Origin of the sequence: Dethiosulfatibacter aminovorans DSM 17477, assembly GCF_900142005.1 — a bacterium.
Classification (GTDB): Bacteria; Bacillota; Clostridia; order Tissierellales; family Dethiosulfatibacteraceae; genus Dethiosulfatibacter; species Dethiosulfatibacter aminovorans.
Genome location: NZ_FQZL01000042.1, coordinates 1 through 21,297 on the forward strand (window position 1 = coordinate 1; position 21,297 = coordinate 21,297).

Sequence of the window (21,297 nt, forward strand, 5' to 3'; positions counted from 1 at the left end):
AACGACGACAAGAGCAATGTGAACTTGACATCCGTGGATCCTTCCGTAAGAGATATCCAGACGGAAAAGATAAGGCGCCTGAAGGGAAGAAGAGATAATGAGGAAGTTGCCGATGCCTTGAAGGCATTGTCCGAAGCAGCCCAGGATGAAAGTGTGAACCTTATGCCGATGATTCTGAGATGCGTAAAGGCTTATGCAACCCTTGGAGAGATTTCGGATTGTATGAGAGATGTGTTCGGAGAATACAAGGCAGTAGCCATCGTATAGGAGGATTGGTTATGAAAAATAAGATAATACGTGTTTTAGTAGCAAAACCGGGACTAGACGGACATGACAGAGGCGCAAAGGTTATTGCACGAGCATTTCGAGATGCGGGTTTTGAGGTCATTTATACAGGTCTTCGCCAGACGCCTGAGCAGATTGCTGCAGCGGCCCTTTCAGAAGATGTGGATGTTGTGGCGATGAGTCTGCTTTCAGGAGCCCACAATACTTTATTTCCCCGTGTACTTAAGTGTCTCAAGGAAAATGACTGTGAAGATATTCTAGTTGTGGGAGGAGGCGTCATTCCTGATTCTGATATTCCATATCTCAAGGAGCAGGGAATAGCGGAGATATTCACACCGGGGGTATCTACTAATACTGTAATAGACTTCATAAAAGATTCCCTTGCCATCTGAGAACGCTGCAATGAAATCAAATAACTCAATGGAAGAATTGCTGGGGGGCGTTTTTGACGGCAAGAAACGCGCAGTTGCACAGCTGATTTCCATGGCTGAAAACAGTGTTGAAAAGAGGATGGAAATCACCAAGAGCATATTCCACAGGACTGGAGATGCCCATGTCATCGGAATAACCGGTCCTCCGGGAGCGGGGAAAAGCTCCCTGACCAACGAAATAGTTAAGGAGTTCTACAAGGAAGGCAGGAAGGTGGGTGTTATCGCAGTGGATCCAAGCAGCCCATTTTCCGGAGGAGCCATTCTTGGCGACAGAATCAGGATGAATGAACTGTCCCTCCATGAAAACGTATATATAAGAAGCATGGGTACAAGAGGAGCTCTCGGGGGCTTATCCCATGCAGTTGAAAGTGCAGTCATGATTATGGATGCATGCGGCTGTGAAACCGTGTTCGTTGAGACTGTCGGGGTGGGCCAGTCGGAAGTGGACATAATGAAAGTTGCAGACACTACCCTCGTGGTGTCCATACCCGGTGCAGGAGACGACATACAATCCATCAAGGCCGGGATTCTAGAAATCGGAGATATACTTATAGTTAACAAGGCCGACTGCAAGGGGGCTGACCTAGTCAGAAACACCATGAAGGCAATGCTTCAGATGGGCAAGCCCAGGGATGACGGATGGATACCACCCATTATAATGACTTCGGCCCACAGGGGAGACGGAATAGAGGAAACCTGTGAGACCATACGTGATCACATGAATAGGGGTGAAAGGTCTGAACTAATGGATGATGCAAGAAGAAAGAAGCTGTATGAAGTGATCTTATCAATGCTTCAGCAGGAAATAGGAAGAAAAACCAGCGACATATACGGGCTTGCAGACGAGTTGACCAAGCAGATAGACAGGATGCATATGCGCCAGATTAATCCCTATGAATGGATTGAAGAAAAAGTTGAACAGTGCGTCAAATGATTGATGCATTGAAGTAATGATATTTGGAGGAAGTAAAATGAAAATAGCACATATTGGAATTGCAGTTCCAAATCTTCAGGAAGCGCTTAAGTTTTACAAGGAATCCCTTGGTATGGATGCCGCAGGTTTCGAGACGGTTGAGGAGCAGAAAGCCACTGTTGCATTTGTACCTTGTGGAGAGAGCAGGCTGGAGCTCCTTGAAAGCACTTCGCCTGATGGACCAATCGGCAAGTTTGTAGAAAAGAACAAGGGCCGTGCAGGAATACACCACATAGCTCTTGAAGTGGATGATATAGCAGCAGAGCTTGAAAGGCTCAACGATTCAGGGGTAGACCTGATTGACAAGACTCCAAGGTACGGGGCAGGTGGTGCAAAAATTGGGTTTATTCATCCGAAAGCGACAGGCGGCTTGCTTCTTGAACTCTGCCAGGAACCTGAAGGACATGACAGAAAGTAGCAATTAATAAAAAGAATCTGATTAGGCAACCTGGTCATGGTTACTTTTCGGGCTCGAAAAGGAGGAAAATCGTGTCAACATTCAAACTTGAACAACTTCATAACAACAGGGATAAACTACGAAACGGCGGCGGAGCCAAGCAGATAGAGAAGCAGCACAAGAAAGGCAAACTTACGGCTCGTGAAAGGTTGAGACTCCTTTTTGACAAAAACACTTTCGTAGAGCTTGATGCTTTTGTGAAGCATCGATGTACTAATTTTGGAATGGAAAAGGCGGAAGTGCCTGGAGAAGGCGTGGTTACAGGATATGGACAAGTTGATGGACGTATCGTATATGCCTTTGCACAGGATTTCACAGTAATTGGAGGTTCTCTGGGTGAAATGCACGCAAACAAGATATGCAAGGTCCTTGACAGTGCACTGAAGGTTGGAGCTCCTGTAGTCGGCCTCAACGATTCAGGTGGAGCAAGGATTCAGGAAGCTGTAGATGCACTTGCAGGATACGGAAGGATCTTCTACAGAAACACCCTGGCTTCAGGAGTTGTACCGCAGATTACAGCCATCATGGGACCTTGTGCCGGAGGAGCAGTTTATTCTCCTGCCCTCAATGATTTCATTTTCATGAGTGACCAGACATCACAGATATTCATTACCGGCCCTCAGGTAATCAAGACTGTAACAGGTGAGGATGTATCGGCAGAGACCCTTGGAGGTGCGATGACCCATAATAGCGTCAGTGGCGTGGCACATTTCATAAATAGTAATGATGAGGAATGCATAGCTGAAATAAGACGACTTCTAAGCTTTCTGCCTTCAAACAACCTTCATAGTGCACCAATGGTTGAAACGGGAGATGATCTTAACCGGATTGAAGAATCCTTGAATACAATAGTGCCTGAAAGTCCCAACAAGCCTTATGACATGCACGAGGTTATAGGAAAAATAGTAGACAACGGAGACTTCATGGAATACCAGCCATATTTTGCAAAGAACATCATTACAGGATTTGCAAGGATAGGAGGCAATTCGATTGGGATAATCGCGAACCAGCCAAAATACCAGGCAGGATGCTTGGACGTCAACGCATCGGATAAGGCAAGCAGGTTTATCAGAACATGTGACGCATACAATATACCACTACTCAATATGGTAGATGTACCGGGATTTTTACCGGGCACCAACCAGGAATATAACGGCATTATACGACACGGTGCAAAAATGCTGTATGCATACAGTGAAGCGACGGTTCCAACAATAACACTTATTCTGAGGAAAGCATATGGTGGAGCATATATAGCGATGTGCAGCAAGGATTTGGGAGCAGACTTGGTGCTTGCATGGCCAACTGCCGAAATAGCCGTCATGGGTCCTCAGGGTGCAGCAAATATAATATTCCGAAAGGAAATAAATAATGCGGATGACCCTGCTTCCATAAGAAGTCAGAAGGTTGACGAGTATACATCGGAATTTGCGACACCTTACAAGGCTGCCGAGCGTGGATTCGTTGATGACATAATAGAACCAGCCCTGACTCGTGTGAGACTTATCGATGGATTCTACATGCTTGCTTCGAAGAGAGAGACCAGGCCTCCAAGGAAGCATGGGAATATTCCGCTGTAAGATGAGATTTGCCTGGAATTTTTAGAAAACAAGAGAATAATAAACGGCAGATGCCTGCTATTCTATATGAAGTTAACAAGTAGGTAAGGTAGAAATAAGACTGTTAAAAAGCACGGAGACATTCCGTTATTAAAAAATATATAGTAGGAGAATAATATGTTTGAATTATTTAATGAAGATCAGAAAATGTTGAGAACCGTAGTGAGGGAGCTGGTGGAAAAGGAGATCGCTCCACATGCGGCTGAATGGGACGAAAAGGATCATTGCCCAAAAGAAATGTTTGAATTGTTGGGTAGACAGGGTTTGCTCGGAGTTTTTGTATCACCGGAATATGGCGGAGTCGGATTAGGCCTTACTGAAAGGGCTATTATACTTGAAGAAATAGCAAGACATAGTGCAGGGTTTGCAATAGCTGTTATGGCAAACGATCTGGCAATAGCCGGTATATATAAGTATGGTAAGGAAGATATAAAAAAACAATGGCTGCCTAAACTTTGTTCCGGCGAAATCATAAGTGAATTGGCTATAACCGAACCAACAGGCGGATCTGACCTTATAAATCATTCTACAACACTGGAAAAAGAAGATGATGGATATATGCTGAATGGAAGAAAAGTATTCATAACAAATTCTCACATTGCAGATCTGCATGTTTGGACAGCGGCGAGTGGAGTAAATGAAAAGGGAAGAAAGGTTCTTACGGCAGTGGTGATTCCTCCTGGAGTTGATGGAATATCACATGGAAGAAAAGAGGATAAGCTAGGCTTAAGGAGCTCTGTGACAGGAGACATGATAGCAAAGGATGTCAAACTTGATTCAGGAATGATTCTTGGAGAAGAAGGAAAGGGAGCAGGAATTGCTCTTTCGACAATAGGAAATTTCGGAAGGTCCGGAATGTCTGCTATAGCAGTTGGAATAATTAGAGGTAGTGTAGAGGAAGCAATCAAGTTCGGAAAAGAAAGAATAATCTACGGAAAGCCTTTGTTGAAAATTCCTGCTATTCAAGATTTATTGGCAGAAAACCAGATAGAATACGAAGCTGCATCTACAATGCTGTACAATGCCACAAATATATATGACAATGGAGGGAATGCAGCTCCAAGATTTGCGGCGGCAAAATATTTTTCAACGGAATCGGCCATACGTTCATCAAGAAGGACAATGGACCTTATGGGTGGATATGGGGTAATAAACGAGTATCCTATAGGAAGATTTCTGAGAGATTCGTTGACGAATATTCCAGCTGGTGGAACATCACAGATCTTGAAGGTCATCATTGCAGGAAATCTTGTGAAATAGAGGAGTAAATATGTCATTAGAAATAGCGGTATGTGTAAAGCCGGTACCTGACTCTGAGTACTACGACAAGATAACCATAGACCCAAAGACAAAGAGAGTAAACAGAGAAGGGATACCTACAATAATAAATACGATGGACAAGAATGCTGTTGAAGCAGCATTGAAGCTTAAGGACCGGCATGGTGGCAAGGTTACTGCCTTCACAATGGCTCCTGACAGTGCTGTTGAGAACATTAGATTGGTTCTGGCAATGGGAGTTGACGAAGCAATACTTTGCAGCGACAGACCATTGGGTGGAGCCGATACATGGGCCACTTCATACACTCTTTGGAAGGCAATGGAGAAGACTGGAGAATACGACATTGTCATACTTGGAAACGAGACAGAGGACGGCGGTACAGCTCAGGTTCCAAGTCAGCTTGGTGAGTGGATGAATGTTCCTCACGTAGTGAATGTGAATGGATTGGAATTCGACGGTGAAAGAATGGTAGTAGACAGCAAGACTGACAGCGGAAGCATCAAGTACAGAGTTTCAACTCCTGCAGTATTTGGGGTGACAAGAGAGATCAACGAGCCAAGGATTCCAAATGTAATGGGAATATTGAAGGCAAAGAGCAAGCCTCTTGCAATTTACAGGGCTGACGACATGGATCTTGATCCTGAATGCATAGGACTTGTAGGTTCTCCAACTCAGCCTGGAGATATAAATGCTCCAGACATGAGCAGAAAGAGTGAGTCTATAACAGGCGAGCCTGAAGAGATTGCAGAAAAGATTGTAAGCGAAATCAAAAAAGCCGGAATAGAGATAGGATAAGGAGGTGCAGTTGTGGATATAAGTTTGTATAAAGGAATACATGTGTTTTGTGAAACAAGAGGAGACAAGGTAATCGACAACTCCCTCGAGCTTCTTGGTGAAGCTACGGTTTTGAAGGGAAAGATGGCTCACAATCCTGAAGTTACAGCTGTAATTATAGGAAGTGATGTTGAGAAGCATGTCGATACACTGGCAAAATATGGAGCTGACAAGGTAATAGTTGTTGATGATGAGAAATATTCAACATACAGACCTGACTACTTTGCTGAAGCACTTGCAAAGGTGTCTGACGAGTACAAGCCAGAAATAGTTCTAGTTGGTGCAACCCTCAAGGGAGAGGAAATAGGACCAACAGCAGCAAAGATACTTGATACTGGAATGGCCGCACACTGTGTGGAACTTGACATCAGAGAAGACGGTGAATTCCTGCAGGTAGTGCCTGCATTCGGTGGAAAGGTTCTAGGAGACATATTGTGTCCAAACCACAGACCACAGATGGCCAGCATGAAGGCAGGACTTGTTGATAAAATAGTATTTGAGGGTAAGGAAGCTGCAGTGGAGAAGTTTAATCCAGAAGTAGCGGGATACGGAGACAAGCTGGAGGTCCTTGAAGTAATCGAGGACACTGCAGAGAAGGTGTCACTAAGCAATGCGGAACTTATCGTAGCAGGTGGATTCGGAATAGGAGACCAGGCAGGATGGGACAAGCTTGAGAAGCTTGCAGAACTCCTCGGCGGAGCTACCGGATGTACAAGACCAGCCCTTGATGAGGGATGGACTGAAAGGGAAGAGACTATGGTGGGTACAAGCGGTGTTGCAATTAAGCCTAAGGTTTACCTTGGATTTGGAATATCGGGAGCTGCCCACCACACATGTGGAATAAAAGGGGCGGGAACAATTATCAGCGTAAACAAGGACGATTATGCTCCTATCTTTGAGGTTTCGGACTATAAGGTGGTATCTGACTGGGAGAAAATTGTAGATTTATTGATAGAAAGATTATATAATAAAAGGGATTTTAAGAGAAGTTAAAATAATATGCGAGAAACTAGAGTACCAATAAAAATAAATAATATTTTGCTTTAAATAGTTGAGTTGTTCAATAAGACGAACAACTCACTTTTTAATCATCTAGTTTAATATTTTGATGGTTATTTGATTATCTTCAATAGATCCCTGGACTGACATATCATTTAAGCACTTGTATGTAGAATGGAAATTTAGAGTTCATCAAGTAATTAATGTAAACAATCTGAAATTTAATCAATGTATATTAAGTTGTGGTTTAAATGAAGTGCACTAGCAGTTAGAAATATAAACTAACTTTTGGAGGTGCAATTTTTATGACAAAATTTAATGATGAATTTAAAATGGAAATAGTAAATCTTATGAAAAGTAATAAGCACTCTATATCCTTTGCTGAATAAGAGCTGTCTATTTATTTTTAATTAGCACAGCTTAGGTGTACGATATATGAAAAACATGGTTTAGAAGGATTATCAATGAAATCAAGATCATACAGTGGGCAATTCAAGATTAATGCTGTAGAACATATGCATGAAAACAATTTGTCGGTTAGAGAAGTGTCTGATGATTTGAGGATTCCATCCTATGAGACGTTAAGGAAATGGAAATGCATTTATTATGAACAGGGAGAACAAGGTCTGCTCAATAGTCGATGTGGAAGATCTCTTAAATTGTGACTGATAACTCAAAAGATAAACTATCAAGAGAACAAGAAGATTTAATTGCAGAAGTGTAGAGATGAAAAAGTGATAACTTGTCATGATAACATATGCATATAAAGAAGGGGGAGACCATTGTAAGTAATCGAACCAAATATTCAGAGGAAATGATACTATAGCCTAATTCATATGTAGTTCTACAATAAATTGTAACATCCAGTGTGATTTTGAAACAATTGTTAGATACCTAACTAATTTTACCGTTACTTATGATACGGTTCACCGTACCACACTTGATTACAAAACTGAAGTTAATGCTGAAGGGATTGAAGGAACTAGTTTTACAGAATAGTCAAAGATCATGTGTCCATAACCGGATACATGATCTTTTCTATTCATTGCTGCACATGTCTTAAGAGAACTTTGAACATTTTTCATATTAATCGTATTCAAAAATTTTTTTCTTTATGGATTTCATTAAGAAAATCTATATACACATCGTGTCATTTTCTATATACTACTTTCCCACCAAGAATTGTCATTTCAACCTCGATATCTTTAATGTTTTCCTTCTTAATAGACATAGGATTTTCTGATAAAATCACGAAGTCTGCGAATTTTCCATTTTCTATGGTGCCCTTTACATCCTCCTCGAAAGCTGAATACGCTGCATTTACTGTATACATCTTTAGTGCATCGTATACACTTACTTCCTCATCCTTTAACCAGTAATCCCTGTTGACTATTTCGCTTATTCCCGCAAATACACTGGCAGCATTATCACAGTTGGTACATGGTACATCAGAACTACCTGTTACTAATACTCCGTATTCTTGGATTGTATTCCAGGCGTGACATTTTGAAGACCTTTCACTTCCCAGTCTGTGTTCTATCAAAGGATAATCGGTTCTGGTATGCATAGGTTGGATGTTAATGTTTATTCCCATATCCGCTATTCTTTGATATTGATCATAGTGACCTATCTGACAATGGACTATTCTGTGTCTAAAGGCCTTCATATCTTTGCCAGATGAAGCATTTTCATATGCATTGAGTATTTGTTCCAATGCTGCATCCCCTATTGAGTGAATACACATCTGCAAGTTGTTGTCCTGGCATTTCTTTATGATATCTGTCATTTCATCATCTTCATAGACGGCTATACCTTTCTGGCCGGGCTCATCATCATAATCTTCCAGAAGCCAAGCAGTTCTGCCACCTAGAGTCCCGTCAGCCCAAAGCTTGACGGGACCTATCCTGAAAAAGTCATTTCCCAGACCTGTGTGTAAGAATCTTTTCAAGAAATCGTCAACATCTGACATTCTTGGTAGAGAAATTTTCTGATAAACACGCTGTTTAAGATTCCCTTCAAATATTAGCTGCTTGTATGCCTCATACAGCTCACTCAAATCGCCTGCATACCCAAGGTCATATGAATCCTCAGTGTGTACAGAAGTGATTCCATATCTTGATAAATCGTTGCCTCCTGCCATAATGGCTCTTTTCAGATCATCAACAGTCCTTGACTGAGACATCTTTATCTTAAACCACTCAAGGGATGCTTCTTTTATGACTCCATTTGGCTTGCCGTCTTCATACTTATCAAAGCTCCCTCCTCTAACAAAGGTATTCTCATCAACCTCTGCCAGGTTCAATGCCAAGTCATTTGCAATGCCAATATGACCGCATGTCCTCAATAAAAGTATGGGATGATTTTCTGAAATTTTGTTTAAATCCTTGGACGTTGGGAACCCATTAACATCTTCAAAAACATTCTGATCAAAACCTCTTCCCAGTATCCAGACACCTTCTGCTATATCGTTTTCTTCAATATATTTTTTGCACTTATCAATAAGTGATTCCAATGAAGGCAGTCCGAGCAAGTCTATTGCCTCAAAGGAGAATCCATATCCGACTATATGCATATGAGTATCTATGAAGCCTGGTAAAAGAGTCTTTTCCTTGAGATCTATAACTTGTGTCAAGGTATTAGCCATGGATTTAATCTCGTAATTTGAGCCAGTTGCCACTATTTTATCATTGGAAACAGCCAATGCTTCTGCCTGTATTTCATCTTTCATTGTTACAATATTGCCATTTATAAAAATTGTTGTAACATCCATTTTACACCTCTTAAATTCTATTAGTAGAGTAATCAAATATAAAATATTATTTTAGATTGATTAGATTTAGCTTTCTTTTTCTATTATTTCATAATATTCATTGTATGTCTTAACAGATTTAATTTGTCCTTCTCTGAATATGAATTTATCAGTCAAAGCATATAATATAGCTATTAGGGGGGTCAGGTAAGCTACATATGCATATGGTAAATATTCCATGGTTGAAACTCCTAAAACGCCTGTGAAATAAACTCCACACAAACCCCATGGAACAAGAGGAGAAGTAACAGTTGCTGCATCCTCAGCGGTTCTTGAATTAACTTGCGGCAAAATCCTTAATTTTTTATAAACGGGAGCCAACATTTTAGTAGGCAACAGAATAGCCATATATTGACTGGCTGTAAAGACATTTATGCCAATACCGATCAGTACATGAGTAATAATAACACCACGTACATTATTAACTATACCGGAAATCTTTTCAAGAACCACTTCAAGCATCTTTGTTTTCTCTAATACACCACCAAAACAAAGGGCTATGATAGCCAGGGATATGGTCCACATCATATTCTGCATTCCACCTCTGCTAAGCAACTTGTCAACAACCTGTATTCCCGTTTCAGAAACAAATCCGTCATTCATGTATCTCAGTATCTGTCCAAAGCCAACACCCTGGAAAATCATTGCAAAGGAAGCACCTAACATGCTTGCAATGCCCATTACTGCCAATCCACTGACACGTCTTACAGCCAAGACCATAGTAACTATGGCAGGCAAAATGATTATTGGATTAATATTGTAGTTGTTTTTAAGGCCAGTCAATAACGCATCTATATGTTCGTAATCGATTTCTCCGCCTCTAAACCTGAGACCGATAGCTGTATATAGGACTAATGAAATCAAGAGAGCAGGACCTGCAGTATAAGCCATACTTTTTATATGGTCAAACAAGTCTGCACCAGCTACGCCTGAAGCAAGATTGGTCGTATCTGAAAGTGGTGACATTTTATCTCCGAACACTGCACCTGAAATTACTGCACCGGCGGTGATTGGAGCTGGAATGCCGAGTCCGTATCCAATACCCATGAATGCAACACCAAAGGTTGCTCCAGTAGTCCATGAACTTCCTGTAGCTAATGATGATATGACACAAATAATGCATACTGAAACCAAGAAAATAGATGGGGACAAGATGTTCAAGCCATAATAAATCATTATTGGAATGGTTCCGGATGCCATCCAAGTAGCTACCAGTATGCCTACCAACATGAGAATCAAGGACGGTAACATGGCTGCCTCAAAACCATATAGAATTCCTTCCTGGATTGTTTTCCATTTGAAACCAGATATTAAAGCTACTATGGCTGCAAAGAAAATACTTATAAACAATGTAATATGTGTTACCCAGGATTCCTTCAACACAAAAACCTGTACACTCAAGGCTACACAAACAAAGATAATTACTGCAAGAGAACCTATAAAACTTGGCCTGATATTATTCTTTTCATCAATTTGTTTCATTTGATACACTCCTCTTAAATTTTTTGATTACTCTTGCATAACTTAAATGCAATTATCATACCAATATGGTCAGCAATCAATAGTTAGGAGTCAGGTATCAATTTATGGCTATAAATAGCCCTTATTACGGAATGTTAAGAGTATGCATGGCTACTAGCTTGTCACAAATATGGATGGTGTAAAAAAATGATGCAAAATTTCTTTAAAAAATAAAAATATTTTGCATCTAATTACAAATCACTGGATGTCATACTTATTCAATTTATACTGAAGGGACTGTCTGGATATTTTGAGCTTTTTGGCAGCATCAACCATGTTTTTTGATTCTGATATTGCCGTTAATAGGATTTTCTTCTCATAGTTCTCAATCATATCAGGTAGGGAATGGTCGCCAATGTTTATTGTATCGGTCTTGTTTTTGTTGACCCTGCTATTAAATAAGTATTCAGGAACATCCTGCATTGTTATTGTATTGGATTTGGCTATATTAAAGGCACTTTCAACAATATTTCTTAATTCTCTTACGTTTCCGGGCCAGGCGTAATTATCAAAAAGTCCTTTCACCAGGTCGCTAATTCCTGTAATGTTTCGCTGCATTTCACGATTATACTTATTAATAAAGCTGTCGACAAGTATGGCAATATCTTCTTTTCGATCTCTTAGAGGTGGGAGCTTTATCTGAACTACGCTCAGCCTGTAAAACAAGTCGCTCCTTATAATATTCTTCTCTATAGCGCTGACAGGGTCTTTGTTCATGGCTGATACAACTCTTACATCTACTTTAATCTCTTTTGAATCTCCAACCCTTCTGACTTTCTTGTCCTCAAGGACCTTCAAAATCTTAGACTGCATACCCATACTCATGGAATTGATTTCATCAAGAAAGAGAGTGCCCTCGCTTGCAACTTCGAACATGCCCTTCTTTTCTTCTGCACCTGTATAGCTGCCTTTTGCAGTACCGAATAGAATACTTTCAAGAAGGGTGTCTGGAATAGCAGCGCAGTTTTGAGAAACAAATGGGCCATCAGATCTTTTGCTGTGGCTGTGTATTGATTGGGCAACCAGTTCTTTTCCGGTTCCAGTCTCTCCAACAATAAGAACTGGTGAATTATTAGTTGCAATCTTTCTTATCCTATTCTTGATTTCCAGCAATGACTCATTGCTTGTAATAATATCATCAAGAGTATACAGGTTTTTGATGCTTTTATCATTAATATGGTTTATTTCTTCTTCGGACAATTCATCAAGATATACTGATGCTTCTATAGCTCCGATAACTTTTTTGTTGACTACTATAGGGAAGGTTGAGTTGATTAAGTATAAAGTTTCACCCTTGCAATTTTTGACTATTTGTTTTTCGTCGATGATTGGCTGGCCGGTTTTTAATACCCTCATGATACTGCTTGTATCTTCAGTAAGACTAGTATAAACTTCCAATATGTGCTTGCCTGTAACTTCTGCGTTCTTGAAATTGTTGATATCTGATGAAACCATGGAAGAGTATTCAATGTAGCCGTTGCTGTCAGTAATTAGAATAGCATCCGTTCTTTCATATAATCTCAGCATTTTCTCTAAATAATTGCTTAACATCACTATTTGCCACCTTTATTCTATAATATAGTACAAATAAATACAGTTGTATTATATCTTTATTTTTCTTCAGATGTCAAAAAAATAACCTTTTGTTCTTCAAAAAACTGAAGTATCAGGATTTTCTATAATCAAAGAAAATTAACTGATACTTTTTTTATTTGTGAATCATATGTTGTAATTTACCTCGGCCTATAAACTTACTTGTGGTAAGGTTCACCGTACCACACTTGATTACAAAACTGAAGTTGGTGCTGAAGGTGTTGAAATAACTAGATTTGAAACAAATGCATAAAAACTCATGTTGAATTGACATGAGTTTTTTTATAACAAGTTTGATTATTTCAACATCTTTATACTGCCAGTCAGTTTATTAATTTTCTTTTTGGGTCCATAGAGGCACATGCCAAGATATTCTATATCATCTTTTGGGGTTTTCAAAAGTTTTGATTCATAATCTTCGTAGTGCTGGGACTTTTGTGCAACGTTATTGAATCCAATCAATTGCACTTGGTCATCGCCATTTTCCTGTATCTGGTCATACAATTTTTTTATAGCCTTATTATCAAGGGCCAGAATTGGAATTGGAGTGTTTGTAATCCCTTCATGGATTCTTCTGTCTTTGTCTTTAAGCTGTTTTCCAACAAGCCCCTCTTTAATACTGGCCAAACTGATACCAAGGGCTGCAGTCGTATTTGCTATTATTCCTCTAGGTAGATTTTCATCTACTATCATTATGCATTTCATTAATTTTCTCCTAGAATTGAGTGTGTATTCATTAAAAAACTATCTCATCATGCTAATTCCTTCAGAAAGGGCATATTGTCGTGGGGTTATGCCTGTAGCTTTCTTGAATTCTTTTGAAAAATGAGCCTGGTCGTAGAAGCCTGCTTTCAGTGAAATTGCTACAAGGTCCTTTTCGTGCTTCATGAGTTGTTTGGCATAATCCACCTTCAGTTGCAGCTGGTATGCACTGGGAGTTGAATCATAAATTTTTTTGAAGCGTCTTATTAATTTGAACTTGTTCATATCAAATGACTTTGATAGTTCATCCAAACTTAACGAGGCAAGAAAATTATCTTTTATATAGCAGCGGATTTGTTCTATGATACTGTCCATGTCACTGTATACCTTCACTTCGATTGATTCTATTATTTCATTTATGCAGTCTATTATTTCTATTTCCTTGATGAAATCATCATTCTCTGACTTTAGTGTATTGGCCAGGTTTTTAATAAGCTTGAATTCCTTTGTGCCTAGTTTTGTTATACCTATTTTTAAGTCATTCCCTATAGAAGCTGTCAATTCGTCTCTGAAACTGTCGTCTAGATAAATCATTGTAAAGGCCCAGTTGTTGATATCCAGGGGCTGGCAGTTGTGGACAACATATGGCATGATTATTACAGCTTCACCTTCACAGAGTTCATAGTCCATATCATTGATGGTAAGCCTTGTTTTGCCTTTATCAATGATACCAATCGATAGTTCCGAGTGCAGATGTGGTTTGTATGCGTGTGGGTGGGAATCATTGACTTTAACTTCAAGCATATCGTAAATGCTAGAAGATTTGACTTTGTTGTTTTCCATAATATCATCCTTTCTTTCAGTAATATCGACAATTGTATTATATCAAAAACCAGGCACACTTATAAAGTCTTTACAGTGATTCAAGTATTTTCAAGTCATCTACCGTAAGAGCAACCTGGAAGCTGTAACCTGTTGTAACCTTTAAAGGACTGAAATCTTTCAGTTCGTGACTATTGGACATTATGAAACTGAGTTCCGCATCACCCTTTGAAATGGAAGATATTTTGACATCCCTTGATTTTAATTGAACTAGCTGGTTAACAAGGGGTTTATTATGATTGCCTGCCTGCAAGTCCGGGAAATACCTAAGTAATGACGAACCGGCAAATGTTGGTGTTGGCATGTGTGCATCACTTTCTTTGATTTGGACCTTGCCTTCAATGAAGCGCTTGCCGTAAACTGTCAAGCTTGCTCCAAATAGACCTCTCGGGGCTGCTTTGGATTCCAGTTCAAAAGACCTTGTCAGGTGAGTTTCACCCATCTGTTTTGGCCACCCTTGGATCAAGCCTCTAAGTAATGCCTTGTCATGGTCTACCCAGATATAGGGGCAGTATGCCAGGGGTTTTCCTTTATAGCTTGCGGACATGAGAATGATTGTTTCCTTGTATTGACTTTCGGCAGGGTTCAGAAATTCCTGGCCCTTTTCGGATGAATATTGCCAGTCAACAAAATAAACACAGCATTTTGAGGATTCAAGTTTTAGTGGCTCGGGAAGGTATCCTTCTATCAGAGATGGGTCTGCAACAAACTCTATAGCAACAATATTGCCAACATAATGCCATGGTGGATGTGGTACTAGGCTTGATATTCCCTTTGGTGTTCTTGGAAGGGTATAACCTTTTATCATTGTTTGTCTCCTTATTTAGTTTGTATATAACAGTATATATGATTCGGATTTACAATTATTGTATGAAATTGCATCTTAATGACTTTTCAATGTTTGGTAGCTGTGTGTGTTCTGATATAGCTATATTATAACAGCAGGGGTTGGTTTGCAAAATATATACAAAAGACCGGTTTTGTGACACCTAGATACCAAACTTTACGCTTGTGGTGTTACAATTTTATCCTTCCAATTATTGCAACTGACGTTATATAGTTTCTTTGACCTACATGATATAATATAAATATATGACTTTGAATTAAGATTAACTTTTTGTACCCATGTAACGATTTTTGATTGGAAAACCATAATGTGTATCTAATCAAGATTCAATATAGAAATCAAGGAGGAAAATCATGAGCATGTTTTGTTATCAATGTCAAGAGACAGCAAAGAACACAGGTTGTACAGTAAAAGGTGTTTGCGGCAAAAATGAGGTGGTTGCAAAGCTTCAGGATTTATTGATCTATAGCTGCAAGGGGATTGCTGAAATTGTTGTTAAAGGTAAGGTTGACGTCACTGCAATTTCAGATGCTAATCATGAAGTACTGAATAGCCTGTTTATCACCATTACCAATGCGAATTTCGATGAAGATGCTATTGAAGCGCAGATTAAAAAAATGATGAATATACGAAATGGATTAAAGAATCAAAATCCGGCAGTTGATCTTCATGATGCTGCAACCTTCACCGTATCTGACAGAGATGGAATGCTGGAAAAAGCAGCTTCGATTGGTGTTTTATCGACAGAGAACGAAGATGTCAGATCACTTAGAGAATTAGTAATATACGGACTTAAAGGGATGGCAGCTTATACCCACCACGCGCTTAACATTGGAAAAGAAAACGATGACATATATTCTTTTATTTATGAAGGTTTAGCTTCCACACTGAATGATGGGTTAAGTGTGGATGAATTGGTTGCCTTGGTACTTAAAACAGGAGAGTACGGTGTTGCGGCTATGGCACTTCTAGATGAAGCCAATACATCTAAATATGGTAATCCTGAAATAACCCAAGTTGACATTGGTGTAAGAAATAATCCTGCTATCCTAATATCAGGGCATGATCTTACAGATCTTGAGCAGTTATTGGAACAGACTCAGGGAACAGGTGTTGATGTTTATACACATAGTGAAATGTTACCGGCACACTATTATCCATTCTTCAAAAAATATGATAATTTTGTAGGAAACTATGGCGGTTCATGGTGGCGTCAACTCGATGAATTTGGACCATTCAACGGACCGATACTGTTTACGACAAACTGTATTGTTCCGCCTCGAAAAGATGATATAAGAGATCGTATCTTCACAACAGGTTCGGCTGGCTTCCCAGGATGTGGTCATATTGAAGCGGATGAAAACGGTAAGAAAGATTTCAGTGCAATTATTGATATGGCAAAACAATTGCCTGCTCCAACAGAAATAGAGACTGGAAGTATTGTAGGTGGTTTTGCACACAATCAAGTCTTTGCATTAGCTGATAAAGTTGTTGATGCTGTAAAATCCGGTGACATTAAGAAGTTCTTTGTAATGGCTGGTTGTGATGGTAGAATGAGATCTAGAGAATATTATACAGAGTTTGCTGAGAAATTGCCAAAAGATACAGTAATCTTAACAGCAGGATGTGCGAAATACAGGTACAACAAGTTACCACTTGGAGACATTGGCGGCATACCTCGTGTTCTTGATGCCGGTCAATGTAATGATTCTTATTCATTGGCAGTGATTGCGTTGAAACTTAAAGAAATCTTTGAGCTGGAGGATGTCAATGAACTTCCCATTGCCTACAACATTGCATGGTATGAGCAGAAGGCTGTTATTGTGCTTCTTGCCTTATTGTATCTAGGTGTTAAGAATATTCACTTGGGACCGACATTACCGGGATTCCTTTCTCCAAATGTGGCAAAAGTTCTTGTGGAAACCTTCGGTATTGCGGGTATAGGCACTGTAGAAGACGACATTGAATTATTTATGGCATAAGATCTACTAATAAGAATATTTTAATTTGAATAAGCAGAACCAGTCATGTTCAAGATTGGTTCTGTTTTTTATGGATTCATATGAATGTGTTACATGAGTAACTTTAATTTTGATAAAAGGCAGCTAAAATGTAATTAGTTAATGAAAAATTACATGGAAGGAGAAAGGCATGGATATATTTACAATAGGATTTTGGATTGTCGGAGCTGTACTTTTTATTATTTCAATATTCAAGAACAAAGAGAAATCAAAAGAAGCAATGAAAAAATCAAAAGGTATGATGAAAAATATGATAGGGGATATCATCGGCATTATATTTATGATAGGGCTGATATTAACATTTATACCTCCTGAAACCATAGAAAAGGTTTTGGGATCAGGGAATACATTACTTTCCTCTTTAGTAGCAGCAATAGTTGGGAGTATTACTTTGATTCCGGCTTTTGTAGCGTTTCCGTTAGTTGGTTCATTCGTTGATGCCGGAGCAAGCATTGTTCCAGGTGTGGCTTTTCTAACAACGTTAACGATGGTCGGTGTGGTTACATTTCCTCTTGAGAAAAAAGAGTTTGGAACCAAGTTTGCAGTGATCCGTAATTTACTTAGTTTTGGCGCGGCGATATCCATTGCTATTTTGATGGGAGTGATTTTATAATGAATGCAATAATGAAGAAGAATAAGTTATTTATTATTATAATCATCATATACGCGGCACTTATGATTTTTAAGAATGATATGGCGTCTACAGCATTAGGAAACAGTATGTACTATCTGATAGAAATGACTCAGATACTGCCTGTCATATTTATGCTGACAGTTGCCATTGATGTATTAATACCTAAAGAATGGATTGTAAAACGATTAGGTAGTAAATCTGGCATTGCAGGTGCAGGGCTTGCATTGGCTTTCGGTAGTTTGTCAGCAGGGCCTATATATGCAGCCTTTCCAATAGCTAAAACCCTTCATAAAAAAGGTGCCAGTGCTGGAAATGTTGTCATTATATTAAGTGCCTGGGCAGTTATTAAAGTTCCTATGTTAGCTAATGAGGCTAAATTTCTTGGACCGGATTTTATGGCAGTAAGATGGCTGTTGACTGTTTTATTCATATTTGCAATAGCACTGATTATGGAAAAACTCCATATTCATGTAGAGCATGGAGAGGAGTCAATAAAAGAAGATATTGTTGTGAAGAAAGATTATTGTATCGGGTGTACAGCCTGTGCAAAAGGAATGCCGGAGGTTTTTGGTATGAAAGATGGCAAGGCCTATGTCATTCGACCGGATACAAAGTTGGCATTGATTGATGAAGACAAGAAGGAGAAGCTGTATAAAGAGGCAGGAAAGTGTCCGCCAAGAGCAATAGAAATCAAAGGTTAGAGCGACTATTCCAAAATGTCTTTATTTAGAATTTGAATAGATTTAGCATCGAAATTAATAAGTCCCTCACCAGACATTTTTTGCAGTTCTCTGGATAAGGAGGTTCTACTGACACCGAACATTTCAGCCAAAGATTTCTTTGACATTGTTAATTTAATATTATAAGAGTTCTGCAGCATGGATTGTTTAGACAAATATGTAATGATGCTTTGACGAATGGTTCTGCTGATCCGATTTTTCATCTTAGTTCCAATCAAGACGGACAGATCCGATATTATCTTGATGAATTGCATGAGAAAAGTCGGATAGCTATTGCAAAGTTCAAAAAGTACATCTTTCTGCACTGTGATCACTTCGGTATGTTTCTTGGCAGTTATTGTCATAGGATAGCGATCAGTGCTTGAAAAGATTAGGTTTGCTCCGATGATATCGCTTTTGCCGAAATGATTGACAGTCATGAGATCACCTGATATGCCAATGCGCTCAATGACGATTTCACCATGCATAATGATTTCTATCTGAGTACATTCTTCGCCTTCTATATGAATTATTTCATTCTTATCATAGGATTTTTTAAGAAGCATGTTATTGTACAAATAATCAGAGAGGAGCATAGGTGGCAGGACACCCAAAATTGTATTTTCATATTCTGCAGTTGAATGATTTGTTATCATAAGTATACCTCCGTTAAGAAAATTATAGCATAATAATAGTACAAACAAACAAAAAATAGTGTTACCAATGTAACTTATTTATATGAAATTCTGAAGTATAATGATATCAAATATTGAAATTTAGGAGGAAAGAAATGATTGAAAAAGTATATCAATACAGTACATCTGACGATAAGGTGGTAGAAAAGCTGATTATGGATGATAATGTCAATTACATCCATATGGTATTTGGTAAGGATGAAGGATTGCCGGAGCATTATTCTAATTCGAATGTCTATATGAATGTCATTCGAGGGAAATTGAGTATTGCACTAAATGATCAGGAAGTGCATTCATACGAGAAGGGGACGTTGCTGGAAATACCGTATAATACAAAAATGAATGTAGGAAATGCCAACGAAGAGGTATTAGAGTTAATCGTTGTCAAAGCACCAGCACCTCAAAATTATAAGAAATAGATGATGATTTAAAGGGTTAAGATGGTTTATAATCTTTTTTGGAAAATCTGAAGTTAAGGTGTATATGGTAAACTAAATTTGAACAAAACGGCAAAAGAAATTAAAAAGTAATTGCTAGTACAATCACAATAAACTATCCTTTTAGGTACACCACTACTTAAAAGGAGCGAAAGGACGTGCTGTTTTCAATATTGTTTTGAGTATTCCTGTTTATATTCGATATTCTTTGCTTCTCCTGTGAATTCCATTTAATCGTCCGATTCAATGATGCCATAAAAAAGGATGATATTTCAAGAATAAATCTTTTGAACAAGCAAAATTGAATATTGTATAACTGTATCATAAGTACAAACTCTTCTCGGCTTATAAACTTACTTATGGTAAGGTTCACCGCAACACAATATAAAACCTAAAAACAACAAAGTTTTTATGAATTTACCATAAAAACTTTGTTGTTTTTCAGGAAGCCAAGCGGGAATCCTCGGTAATTCATTACCGAGATGAAACGCGCAACATACGAACGTATGTTGTCTTCTTTTTATCTTTATGCTATACTATACGTATGAAAGAAAATCTAGTACATTCAAGGACTTGTGTATATAATCTTAATTACCATGTGGTATGGTCTGTGAAGCATCGAAATAAGGTGTTAACACCAGAGATAGAAGTTGAAATGCAGTCTCTTGTTCAAGAGATTGCAGGGGAAAAAGGCTTCATAGTACATCTCTTCGAAGTTGGAGAAAGAGACCATGTACATTGCTTCATTTCAGCACCACCCAAAATATCAGTTTCTTATATGGTGAAGATGCTAAAAGGGATTACGGCCAGGAAGTTATTCATTAAGTACCCTGAACTTAAGAAAAGTCTTTGGAAAGGTGTCTTGTGGAATCACAACTATTATGTTGAATCCATTGGGTCTGTATCCGAAGAAAACATCCGTCTCTACATTGAGAAACAAACAAATTCATATTAAGAGAGGAGAAGAACCCTTATGTTATTAAGCAGAAAACATGTATTCAAGAATGATACAGGAAATATGGAAATACTTAGACATATGGGTTATTCCGCATATAAACTGTGGAATGTGGGAAACTACGAAAAACGCAACTATAAAGAGTTGGGTATGGAGAAATATCCTAATTGGTATGATCAGAAGAAACGGTTGAAGACTAATTTCTTCTACAAGAACCTGCCCTCACAAACCGCACAGGACGTCTTGCAGTTGCTGGAAGAAGGGTGGAAAAGCTTTTTCAAGTTACAGAAAACAGGTGGTGTCAAGAACCCAAAACCACCCCGCTTCAAGAAAGATGTCATGGATATCACTTTCTTGAAAGATGCAATTAAACAAGAAGGAAACATAACAAGGTTAACTATCTCAAAACAACTTAAGGCATATTTTAAGAATATAGGTTTGGATGCTACTTTCATTTATCTGGAAACCCATAGGTTTTCAGACATCCAAATCAAGGAATTGCAGATTAAGTTTGTTGACAAGGATACCTTTGTTGCTGTTGCTATCTATGAAACCGATCCAGTAGACCTTAAGGAAAGCAATGGACATTACCTGTCCATTGACCT

General features: G+C 38.8%; 22 protein-coding genes. 15 read left to right on the plus strand and 7 right to left on the minus strand.

What is annotated here, in order from left to right; translation table 11 throughout:
• From BUB05_RS17010 to BUB05_RS19030, 9 genes are all read left to right on the plus strand, one after another.
• A partial coding sequence (locus BUB05_RS17010; protein ID WP_245819946.1) for a methylmalonyl-CoA mutase family protein occupies positions 1 to 267 on the plus strand: 267 nt, incomplete at its 5' end.
• Between the two features lie 11 nt (positions 268 to 278).
• The gene (locus tag BUB05_RS17015; RefSeq protein ID WP_073050808.1) at positions 279 to 677 is read left to right on the plus strand and encodes a cobalamin B12-binding domain-containing protein; all 399 of its coding nucleotides are present in this window, start codon (positions 279 to 281) and stop codon (positions 675 to 677) included.
• A gap of 10 nt (positions 678 to 687) precedes the next feature.
• On the plus strand, positions 688 to 1,650 hold the full coding sequence (meaB, locus tag BUB05_RS17020) for a methylmalonyl Co-A mutase-associated GTPase MeaB (RefSeq protein WP_245819948.1): 963 nt from the start codon (positions 688 to 690) through the stop codon (positions 1,648 to 1,650).
• 37 nt (positions 1,651 to 1,687) lie between these two features.
• Positions 1,688 to 2,107 carry a methylmalonyl-CoA epimerase gene (gene mce, locus BUB05_RS17025; RefSeq protein ID WP_094763049.1) on the plus strand — a complete coding sequence of 140 codons (420 nt, stop codon included), beginning with the start codon at positions 1,688 to 1,690 and terminating at the stop codon, positions 2,105 to 2,107.
• Between the two features lie 71 nt (positions 2,108 to 2,178).
• Positions 2,179 to 3,726, plus strand: a complete 1,548-nt coding sequence (gene mmdA / locus BUB05_RS17030) for a methylmalonyl-CoA decarboxylase subunit alpha (protein WP_073050810.1) — start codon at positions 2,179 to 2,181, stop codon at positions 3,724 to 3,726.
• Between the two features lie 156 nt (positions 3,727 to 3,882).
• Positions 3,883 to 5,025 carry an acyl-CoA dehydrogenase family protein gene (locus BUB05_RS17035; RefSeq protein ID WP_073050811.1) on the plus strand — a complete coding sequence of 381 codons (1,143 nt, stop codon included), beginning with the start codon at positions 3,883 to 3,885 and terminating at the stop codon, positions 5,023 to 5,025.
• Between the two features lie 10 nt (positions 5,026 to 5,035).
• Entirely contained in the window at positions 5,036 to 5,839 is an 804-nt protein-coding gene (locus tag BUB05_RS17040; RefSeq protein ID WP_073050812.1) for an electron transfer flavoprotein subunit beta/FixA family protein, read from the plus strand.
• A gap of 12 nt (positions 5,840 to 5,851) precedes the next feature.
• The gene (locus tag BUB05_RS17045; protein ID WP_073050813.1) at positions 5,852 to 6,871 is read left to right on the plus strand and encodes an electron transfer flavoprotein subunit alpha/FixB family protein; all 1,020 of its coding nucleotides are present in this window, start codon (positions 5,852 to 5,854) and stop codon (positions 6,869 to 6,871) included.
• A gap of 470 nt (positions 6,872 to 7,341) precedes the next feature.
• Positions 7,342 to 7,542 carry a helix-turn-helix domain-containing protein gene (locus BUB05_RS19030; protein WP_073050814.1) on the plus strand — a complete coding sequence of 67 codons (201 nt, stop codon included), beginning with the start codon at positions 7,342 to 7,344 and terminating at the stop codon, positions 7,540 to 7,542.
• A 485-nt stretch (positions 7,543 to 8,027) separates the two neighbouring features.
• Here BUB05_RS19030 and BUB05_RS17055 read toward each other — a convergent pair whose 3' ends face one another.
• The 6 genes from BUB05_RS17055 to BUB05_RS17080 all read right to left on the minus strand — a co-directional run bounded on the left by BUB05_RS17055 (position 8,028) and on the right by BUB05_RS17080 (position 15,192).
• Positions 8,028 to 9,647 carry an amidohydrolase gene (locus BUB05_RS17055; RefSeq protein WP_073050815.1) on the minus strand — a complete coding sequence of 540 codons (1,620 nt, stop codon included), beginning with the start codon at positions 9,645 to 9,647 and terminating at the stop codon, positions 8,028 to 8,030.
• Between the two features lie 66 nt (positions 9,648 to 9,713).
• Positions 9,714 to 11,168, minus strand: coding sequence for a Na+/H+ antiporter NhaC (gene nhaC, locus BUB05_RS17060; RefSeq protein WP_073050816.1), 1,455 nt, complete (start codon positions 11,166 to 11,168; stop codon positions 9,714 to 9,716).
• Between the two features lie 237 nt (positions 11,169 to 11,405).
• Positions 11,406 to 12,758, minus strand: coding sequence for a sigma-54 interaction domain-containing protein (locus tag BUB05_RS17065; protein WP_073050817.1), 1,353 nt, complete (start codon positions 12,756 to 12,758; stop codon positions 11,406 to 11,408).
• Positions 12,759 to 13,097: 339 nt separating this feature from the next.
• Entirely contained in the window at positions 13,098 to 13,505 is a 408-nt protein-coding gene (locus BUB05_RS17070) for a DUF2000 domain-containing protein (protein WP_073050818.1), read from the minus strand.
• A 39-nt stretch (positions 13,506 to 13,544) separates the two neighbouring features.
• Entirely contained in the window at positions 13,545 to 14,345 is an 801-nt protein-coding gene (locus BUB05_RS17075) for an AraC family transcriptional regulator (RefSeq protein WP_073050819.1), read from the minus strand.
• Between the two features lie 70 nt (positions 14,346 to 14,415).
• Positions 14,416 to 15,192 (minus strand): acetoacetate decarboxylase family protein, encoded by a 777-nt coding sequence (locus BUB05_RS17080; RefSeq protein ID WP_073050820.1) that lies wholly within the window; start codon positions 15,190 to 15,192, stop codon positions 14,416 to 14,418.
• A 392-nt stretch (positions 15,193 to 15,584) separates the two neighbouring features.
• Between BUB05_RS17080 and hcp the strand changes: the two genes are divergently transcribed.
• The 3 genes from hcp to BUB05_RS17095 all read left to right on the plus strand — a co-directional run bounded on the left by hcp (position 15,585) and on the right by BUB05_RS17095 (position 18,587).
• Positions 15,585 to 17,213, plus strand: coding sequence for a hydroxylamine reductase (hcp, locus tag BUB05_RS17085; protein ID WP_073050823.1), 1,629 nt, complete (start codon positions 15,585 to 15,587; stop codon positions 17,211 to 17,213).
• Between the two features lie 169 nt (positions 17,214 to 17,382).
• Positions 17,383 to 17,865 (plus strand): permease, encoded by a 483-nt coding sequence (locus BUB05_RS17090; RefSeq protein WP_073050830.1) that lies wholly within the window; start codon positions 17,383 to 17,385, stop codon positions 17,863 to 17,865.
• Complete coding sequence (locus tag BUB05_RS17095) at positions 17,865 to 18,587, plus strand: permease (protein WP_073050832.1); 723 nt, start codon at positions 17,865 to 17,867, stop codon at positions 18,585 to 18,587. Before BUB05_RS17090 ends, BUB05_RS17095 begins: the two co-directional genes overlap by 1 nt.
• A 5-nt stretch (positions 18,588 to 18,592) precedes the next feature.
• Here the strand turns inward: BUB05_RS17095 and BUB05_RS17100 are convergent, their stop codons facing one another.
• Positions 18,593 to 19,261, minus strand: a complete 669-nt coding sequence (locus BUB05_RS17100; protein ID WP_073050847.1) for a Crp/Fnr family transcriptional regulator — start codon at positions 19,259 to 19,261, stop codon at positions 18,593 to 18,595.
• 134 nt (positions 19,262 to 19,395) lie between these two features.
• Between BUB05_RS17100 and BUB05_RS17105 the strand changes: the two genes are divergently transcribed.
• The 3 genes from BUB05_RS17105 to BUB05_RS17115 form a co-directional block, all read left to right on the plus strand.
• The gene (locus tag BUB05_RS17105) at positions 19,396 to 19,719 is read left to right on the plus strand and encodes a cupin domain-containing protein (RefSeq protein WP_073050848.1); all 324 of its coding nucleotides are present in this window, start codon (positions 19,396 to 19,398) and stop codon (positions 19,717 to 19,719) included.
• Positions 19,720 to 20,281: 562 nt separating this feature from the next.
• Complete coding sequence (gene tnpA / locus BUB05_RS17110; RefSeq protein WP_073050786.1) at positions 20,282 to 20,692, plus strand: IS200/IS605 family transposase; 411 nt, start codon at positions 20,282 to 20,284, stop codon at positions 20,690 to 20,692.
• An 18-nt stretch (positions 20,693 to 20,710) separates the two neighbouring features.
• A partial coding sequence (locus BUB05_RS17115; RefSeq protein ID WP_483863774.1) for a nuclease/transposase family protein occupies positions 20,711 to 21,297 on the plus strand: 587 nt, incomplete at its 3' end.

Excerpts from the sequence above, each read along its gene's own strand:
- BUB05_RS17015 (WP_073050808.1), top strand. The coding sequence starts at position 279 with ATGAAAAATAAGATAATACGTGTTTTAGTAGCAAAACCGGGACTAGAC.
- meaB (WP_245819948.1), top strand. The coding sequence starts at position 688 with ATGAAATCAAATAACTCAATGGAAGAATTGCTGGGGGGCGTTTTTGAC.
- mce (WP_094763049.1), top strand. The coding sequence starts at position 1,688 with ATGAAAATAGCACATATTGGAATTGCAGTTCCAAATCTTCAGGAAGCG.
- BUB05_RS17035 (WP_073050811.1), top strand. The coding sequence starts at position 3,883 with ATGTTTGAATTATTTAATGAAGATCAGAAAATGTTGAGAACCGTAGTG.
- BUB05_RS17040 (WP_073050812.1), top strand. The coding sequence starts at position 5,036 with ATGTCATTAGAAATAGCGGTATGTGTAAAGCCGGTACCTGACTCTGAG.
- BUB05_RS19030 (WP_073050814.1), top strand. The coding sequence starts at position 7,342 with ATGAAATCAAGATCATACAGTGGGCAATTCAAGATTAATGCTGTAGAA.
- BUB05_RS17055 (WP_073050815.1), bottom strand. The coding sequence starts at position 9,647 with ATGGATGTTACAACAATTTTTATAAATGGCAATATTGTAACAATGAAA.
- nhaC (WP_073050816.1), bottom strand. The coding sequence starts at position 11,168 with ATGAAACAAATTGATGAAAAGAATAATATCAGGCCAAGTTTTATAGGT.
- BUB05_RS17065 (WP_073050817.1), bottom strand. The coding sequence starts at position 12,758 with ATGTTAAGCAATTATTTAGAGAAAATGCTGAGATTATATGAAAGAACG.
- BUB05_RS17070 (WP_073050818.1), bottom strand. The coding sequence starts at position 13,505 with ATGAAATGCATAATGATAGTAGATGAAAATCTACCTAGAGGAATAATA.
- BUB05_RS17075 (WP_073050819.1), bottom strand. The coding sequence starts at position 14,345 with ATGGAAAACAACAAAGTCAAATCTTCTAGCATTTACGATATGCTTGAA.
- BUB05_RS17080 (WP_073050820.1), bottom strand. The coding sequence starts at position 15,192 with ATGATAAAAGGTTATACCCTTCCAAGAACACCAAAGGGAATATCAAGC.
- hcp (WP_073050823.1), top strand. The coding sequence starts at position 15,585 with ATGAGCATGTTTTGTTATCAATGTCAAGAGACAGCAAAGAACACAGGT.
- BUB05_RS17090 (WP_073050830.1), top strand. The coding sequence starts at position 17,383 with ATGGATATATTTACAATAGGATTTTGGATTGTCGGAGCTGTACTTTTT.
- BUB05_RS17095 (WP_073050832.1), top strand. The coding sequence starts at position 17,865 with ATGAATGCAATAATGAAGAAGAATAAGTTATTTATTATTATAATCATC.
- BUB05_RS17100 (WP_073050847.1), bottom strand. The coding sequence starts at position 19,261 with ATGATAACAAATCATTCAACTGCAGAATATGAAAATACAATTTTGGGT.
- BUB05_RS17105 (WP_073050848.1), top strand. The coding sequence starts at position 19,396 with ATGATTGAAAAAGTATATCAATACAGTACATCTGACGATAAGGTGGTA.
- tnpA (WP_073050786.1), top strand. The coding sequence starts at position 20,282 with ATGAAAGAAAATCTAGTACATTCAAGGACTTGTGTATATAATCTTAAT.